This is a genomic window from Shimia litoralis (assembly GCF_005518135.1).
GTDB lineage: Bacteria > Pseudomonadota > Alphaproteobacteria > Rhodobacterales > Rhodobacteraceae > Shimia_E > Shimia_E litoralis.
In genome coordinates this window covers 1-6,235 of record NZ_SULI01000043.1, presented here as the reverse complement: position 1 = coordinate 6,235, position 6,235 = coordinate 1, and the positions used below count along the sequence as shown (strand labels likewise).

Sequence of the window (6,235 nt, the reverse complement as noted above, 5' to 3'; positions counted from 1 at the left end):
TAGCCAAGCCGCAAACCTGTCCTAAAAAGCAGGACCACTTCAAAACAACAAAAGCACGCCAAAATTTGGATTATGTTTGCTGTGGGCGCAATGCTGGTCCCTATGATAATTGAGTTTGGAGGACGGGGGGAAATCTTCGCTCTTTCCACGGCAATTTTCATAGCCTTTCTTCGGCCTGATCAATTTAGGGTATTGTGTCGAATTCTAACGGTTCGGCCACTGCTTTTCTTGGGGTCTATCAGTTATAGCATATACCTGATCCACCCGTTGGTCATACAGGCACTTGAGGATTTCGGGATGATTAGCGAAACAGGTAGCTTTGCACGGTTTTCTTTAATCTACGGCATCACGGTCGCACTTTCTTCCTGCACCTATATTCTAATAGAGAAGCCAACAAATAAATTGGGCCGCAGAATGGTTGGGAGAAAAAGTTGACCGGATAGCGATCTAATTCGCCCCAACGAATTCAAAGCCCATTTTGTCGGTTATGCAGACATTTGCGCCCCCCGCATCGAAAAACCTTCAGGGTAGCGGCCCTTTGGCACAAAGCGGACTACTTCAAAGCTGGCCATGGTTTGCCGCGCCCAATTGTTAGTTTTTGGTTGGGCGCAGGAGTTTTTTGGTTCAGGCTGGCGACTTCGGACACGTCTCGGAGAGGCCAACCTGACGGGATGTCTCAGGCCTTTGTGGCGTCGCCCTGCCCTTCGACATTTGCTCTGCCGCCTTTATCCGCGTCGGCATTCCCGCCCTCCATCTGAGGGGTCCCTTCGACCTCGTCTGACATATCTTGTTCCATCGGCACGTCGAGGGCATCCAGGAACTCGTTGATCAGGCTTTTGTTCCGCTGGTTTGCGGTTTCTGCCAGCCTCGCGACGAATGTGTAGCGCTCTGCGTCAGAGGCCTTTGTCAGCCACATGTCGAAGGCAACCAGAACGGCTTTTCGGCTCGCAGTTTTGCGCTGTTCTTCGTAGGTTTTCTGGGCCGAAATGACGATGGCGAGTTTGCCAACCTGATTGGCAACTTTTGCATCAAAGATGTCTTTTTGAGTTACTCTCTTAGTCATATTTTTACTTTCGTGTTAAGTTTTAGTCCTCCGAATATGGTACGTTTTCAGAAACAAAAAAATATTTCTCAACTTTCTTATAACGCATTGTTTTCTTATGAGTTTTCGTCATAAATCACGGTCTCTCTCAGGGATTTTCAGCCTTTTCTCCATTTTTCTTTCGGCTCGCTCGGCTTTCAAAAAGTCACGTATAGCCTGCGTCTGCAGGCCCTTTGGAACAGCTGCCAGCAAGGTAGATTTCAACTGTTGGATTGTCTTCGCAGCCACCCGCACGGCTTGCGCCTCTGAGGCCAGGCGTTTGGCGGCTTTTTCATCTGCCTTGGCCCGCATCTCGCCATAGCTTTTGTGAAGCGATTGAAAGAACGCGCGCGCTTTTGATCCGGGGGCCTTGAGCCGCTCTGCAACTTTGCGCTCCGCATAAGTCTCTGGGGGCCGCAACTTTGGTGTCACTGCTACACTTGCGCCGTCAAACTCAATCTGGCCGCTGCTCACAGCCTCGGCCACCGCCACGATCTCCTCCGCCTCCTGTTCACGCACTGCCGCTTGCTCTTCTTGCAGCTTCGCCGCAACTTTTGCCTGCCGAGCCTTTTCTCTCTCGGCTTGTGCTTCGGCCAAAACATTACGCGCAGTCTGCTGATCTTTGGTGACAGCCTCTTTCCCTTTTGCCAAAGCCTCGGATTTTTCTTTCAACCGCTGGATTTCATGCGCCCACCAGACCGGGGTTGGGACGTGTTCTCGCATCAGCGGCACATCCTGCAAAACAGGATCGGACTTTGTCTTCTTCGCGATTTCTCGAGCTTTTTCGTTCTCCTCAAGGACGACCCGCCGCGCTTCTGCTCCGCGCACGCCGCGCTTCAATCCGATCTCACCAAAGAATTCCCCCACATCGTCTTGCGCCGCTTCATAGCTTTTCAGGAGCGGATAGGCCGATGGCTGCAACATGCGCTGTAACCCGCGTCGCGCCGAGGTCTTCTCATGACGCGGCATCAGGATTGCATGGATGTGGCAGGTGGTTTCATCATGATCGGCATGTGCGTGAATGACGGCATCGCCAAAACGCGACTGCAACCAATCTATGGCGTGGGCTTTGAATTGTGCTTCCCGTTCGGCGCGCTCATCCACATCAAACAGCGCGCCCATCTCAGTTGTTTCTGCGAACCAATCTTTGTTGGCTGTGAGGATGACTTCACGAAGCGGGCCGCCTTTTGACTCTTTCCATGGATCCACCAGCCCCTGCAGGATGCGTGCATCCATCTCTTTGCGGCGCTTGCGGACTTTCAGCGCCTGAAGCTCTTCTGTGAAGTTGGCGTGCCGCATGTAGTCGATCTCCGCCAGTGCGGTCTCAACCCAATCGTCCTCGCCAATCAGACGCTCGTTTTGGTCGGCGCGTGTCCTGTCCACATGACTCAAATCACCACCGGCCCGTTTCATATGCATGACGAACTTGGCAAGATCCTCGGGGCGTAGCTCTGCAAATCGCAAAACGATGGGATGGCGGGCGGCAACACCGCTGAGACCGCGAGCGTGATAAGACATGAGAGAGGCTCCTGTAGCAGTTCCTCCCCCACAGATGGGTCGCTTTTCAAAAAACAAAAACGCGCAGCTGATTTTGGGACCAAAGCGCCAGATCGTTACTCACTAAGCAAGTGGCACTCCGGGGATTTCATCCCCTGCGTTCCACTTGCCCATTCGTCGGGGCGCCGCCCCGAACCCCGCGCTGTGAGCGGCAGGCTGTCTGCCGAGCAAAGGACGCGTTCGCCACCGCCCCTTTGCAATCCCGACCGGCGTCTGTCTGACGGACTTGGGGCTGCGTTCTGCACCGGCCCCAAGACCCCATTGCGCCCGGGGAAGCCGTTCCGAACGCTTCCCCAAACCCCTTCAGCTCGCGCTCCCACGCGGGGCCAAGAGGGCAGCCCTCTCAACACTCTCCCAAAGCTTGCAAAGGCAAACTGCACCTCAAATTTGGCTCTGCTTGCACGTTTTTCATGACGCGCAAGCGGAGCCAAACTCTCGGATGCAAAATCAGACGGTACGGGTCCGGTGGGCGTTGTTTTCACCCACAACATCAGAGGAGCCTCTTAATGCTCGACACCTACCACCCAAATCCCAAACGCTCAGAAGATTGGCGTGATCACCTGAGCTGGGGAGACATTGTCTCTTTCCGTTTTCCCATTTTGGATCCCCCGCTTACAGACAAGACGCCGAAGAAACGGCCCTGTCTTATCATCGATCGGGATCCCAAAGACGGCATCCCCATGGTGACGATTGCCTACGGCACCTCGCAAGACACCCGCAAAACCCGCGGCTATGATCTGGCCGTGACCTCGCAGACTGGCATTCTCGCAGCTGGATTGCACAAGCCTACACGGTTTCTGTGTTGTCGCCACGTCCATGTGCCTCTGAGCCACAGCGGGTTTGTCTGGCTCGCAAAAACCAAATCTCCGGTAATGGGCTCACTGCAAGGCGAAGACTTGGAGCTGATGAGCCGCATTCGTGCGCGTTTACAAACACAAGCCGACAGCGCCGCAGGTTTGCGCAAACGCCGCCGTTTTTACGGACGTCGACCAATTCAAACCCGCTCGTTCACATTCATCACCCCCCATGCCGCAAGCGCACCTCACTCTTAAGGATTTTCAAATGTTCCCAACATCTTTCCCAGCTCAGAACACCCACCGCCTCGTAGTGTTTCATCCAGATTCACAACCCGTTGACATCGAACGCCTCGAAGATCTCGCAGCTGATGGTGTCAAAGCCCTTCGGGAAGGCTTCGAAGAGCTGAACGACTTGCGAGGTGACCTTGTAAGCCGCACACATAAAGCGACCAGACACCTTCGCGAACATCTGGCAAACCGCGACATCCTGTCGGATCAGTTTAAGGTCGACATGGAGCAGTGCCTCGAGAGGCTCGAACGCCAACTTCGGGAAGACGCAAACACCGAAGGTCTTTCCCCAATTCGATCCAAGTTCCTCGAATCTCTTGCCGCTTCAAACCGCGTCGCAGACCTGGTTGCCGCGGAACGCATCATAGGCCGTTTACGAGAACAGCATTCAGGCACGCGGTAGTATCAGCCACACACGTTCCTTTTTTGCAGGCTTAAGCCACAAGAGAAAGTCACACCCGCTTCCTTTTGCAGAAGCGGGTGTGCTGCGGGTCTCACACAAGGGCCATTCCTTTTCCACCGACGCTGAGGAGTTCGTGTCTCGCACGGAAAGGAAACCAGGATGGACCTCACAAAGTTGATCGACCTTATCGCCGAAGTTGCCGCAAAAAACGCTTCCCAAGAGAAGGCCAGTCGTGAGCGAACCTCGAAGGCAGTGCCCCCGTACTACCTCACAAATTTGGCAAGAGTCAGGCACAACTTAAGGGAGACGTCCCTTTTCACCTTCAATTCTCCATTTTTTGACGTTCAAATTGATTACAGAAGGAATCACTATGACCAAACCGCTCCGCGCCATCATCTATGCCTGTTACTCTACGGATTTGCAGAACCCGAACTCTGTTCAGGATCAGATCGACAAATGTCGCATTGAAGCGAGGAAACAAGGCTGGGTTGTCGTCGGTGAACGCGCAGATCATGGCATTTCCGGAACCCGTAATGATCGCCCGGACTTCAAAGAATTACTTAAAGATGTCCAAGCCCGAAGCTGCGATATCGTGCTTACCGAAAGCCTCGATCGGATCAGCCGAGATCAGGAAGACGCCGCACATTTTTTCAAACAAGCCACCTACCACGATGTCGAGATATACACGTTGGAACACGGGATCGTAAATCCAATCCAGCTTGGGTTTTCGTCCACCATGGCGGCCGTATTCATTGACGCCTTAGCGGCTAAAACCCATCGTGGTCTCACAGGTAAAATTCGCAGCGGCAAGAGTGCAGGTGGTCGGAGCTATGGCTACAAAGTTGCTCAAGATACGCGCGGTGTAGAAATCGTCGGTGAACTCGATATTGACGAAGATGAAGCCATCGTCATCCGACGCATATTCCGCGAGTTCGTTGCTGGCCGGTCCGCACAACAGATCGCTGCAGGACTTAATGAAGACCTGATCCCTTCTCCGCGCCACAAAGCCGGTCAAGGTGGTCACTGGAAACAAAACACCATCAACGGCAACCGCGCACGTGGAACCGGCATCCTGAACAATGAACTCTATATTGGACGCAGGATTTGGAACCGGTTGAATTACCGCCGTGACCCAGACACCCGCAAGAAAGTTTCTCGTCTCAACGATCCCGACAAATGGGAAGTCTTCGAAGTTCCTGACCTGGCCATTCTGGACATGGACCTCTGGGAGGCTGCCAAAGAACGCCAAGACCAACAGGCCAAATCGCGTGCCCAACACGCCCCAACTGACAAAAATGGACTGTCAGTGAGCCAAGGGTTGCGTCGACGCAAATACCTTCTTTCCGGGCTTCTCAAATGCAAAACCTGTCAAGGCAACCTGACCATTGGTGGCGGCTCTGGCACCAGAAAGACCTATTACTGTGCCAATGCAAAAGAAAAGGGCCCGGCAGTGTGTTCCGGCATGCCCGGCCTGCGCAAAGATATCATTGAAGAGAATGTCGTGTCACGTATGAGAAATGGCCTTCTGCAGGAAGAGGCCTATCAACAGTTCAAAAAGGATTTTCTACGGCATCAGACTGCAGCAAGTCAGGATGGTGAGGCCAAGCTTCACCTCAAGGATGCCCAAATCCGGGAACGCGAGGCAAAGAAGGCAAACTTGATTGAGGCTGTAGAGAATGGACTTGGCAGCAAACTTATCATTGAGCATCTCGATAAAGTTGATGCGGAGTTGACCAAACTAAAGGCGCAACGCGCCGAGGCAACACCTCAGAAGATTGATCTACCCGACGACCTCCCGATGATCTATCGCGCCCATGTTGCTGAATTGGCAGAAACGCTTTCAGATGAGACCGTGGCTGGCCGGGCCGGAGATGCGCTGCGGGATTTCATAAACCAAATCATCATTGGCTATGACGCCGACCTAAATGCACACACAGTTGAGTTTTCGGGCAACTTGGCCGAGATCCTAAACGCAAAAAAACCCACTGGATCAGCGGGTTTGTCTACTTCGACGGTCAAAACTTTAGAGACGTTCGCTAAAGTTGGTTGCGGGAGTAGGATTTGAACCTACGACCTTCAGGTTATGAGCCTGACGAGCTACCGGGCTGC

General features: G+C 53.4%; 5 protein-coding genes and 1 pseudogene. 4 read left to right on the top strand and 2 right to left on the bottom strand.

Going from position 1 to position 6,235, the window contains the following annotated elements; genetic code table 11:
* Positions 1 to 60 precede the first annotated feature (60 nt).
* A pseudogene (locus FAP39_RS18025) lies at positions 61 to 435 on the top strand (acyltransferase family protein); the annotation flags it as partial.
* Positions 436 to 676: 241 nt separating this feature from the next.
* On the opposite strand, the gene FAP39_RS17065 reads toward FAP39_RS18025, so the two are convergent.
* Both FAP39_RS17065 and FAP39_RS17060 read right to left on the bottom strand, forming a co-directional pair.
* Positions 677 to 1,063 (bottom strand): hypothetical protein, encoded by a 387-nt coding sequence (locus FAP39_RS17065; RefSeq protein ID WP_138017582.1) that lies wholly within the window; start codon positions 1,061 to 1,063, stop codon positions 677 to 679.
* 108 nt (positions 1,064 to 1,171) lie between these two features.
* Positions 1,172 to 2,599, bottom strand: a complete 1,428-nt coding sequence (locus tag FAP39_RS17060) for a plasmid recombination protein (protein WP_138017581.1) — start codon at positions 2,597 to 2,599, stop codon at positions 1,172 to 1,174.
* 545 nt (positions 2,600 to 3,144) lie between these two features.
* On the opposite strand from FAP39_RS17060, the gene FAP39_RS17055 reads away from it, so the two are divergent.
* From FAP39_RS17055 to FAP39_RS17045, 3 genes are all read left to right on the top strand, one after another.
* Positions 3,145 to 3,690, top strand: coding sequence for a type II toxin-antitoxin system PemK/MazF family toxin (locus FAP39_RS17055; RefSeq protein ID WP_171006914.1), 546 nt, complete (start codon positions 3,145 to 3,147; stop codon positions 3,688 to 3,690).
* Between the two features lie 10 nt (positions 3,691 to 3,700).
* Positions 3,701 to 4,126, top strand: coding sequence for a hypothetical protein (locus FAP39_RS17050; RefSeq protein WP_138017579.1), 426 nt, complete (start codon positions 3,701 to 3,703; stop codon positions 4,124 to 4,126).
* 370 nt (positions 4,127 to 4,496) lie between these two features.
* Entirely contained in the window at positions 4,497 to 6,191 is a 1,695-nt protein-coding gene (locus tag FAP39_RS17045) for a recombinase family protein (protein WP_138017578.1), read from the top strand.
* Positions 6,192 to 6,235: the final 44 nt, after the last annotated feature.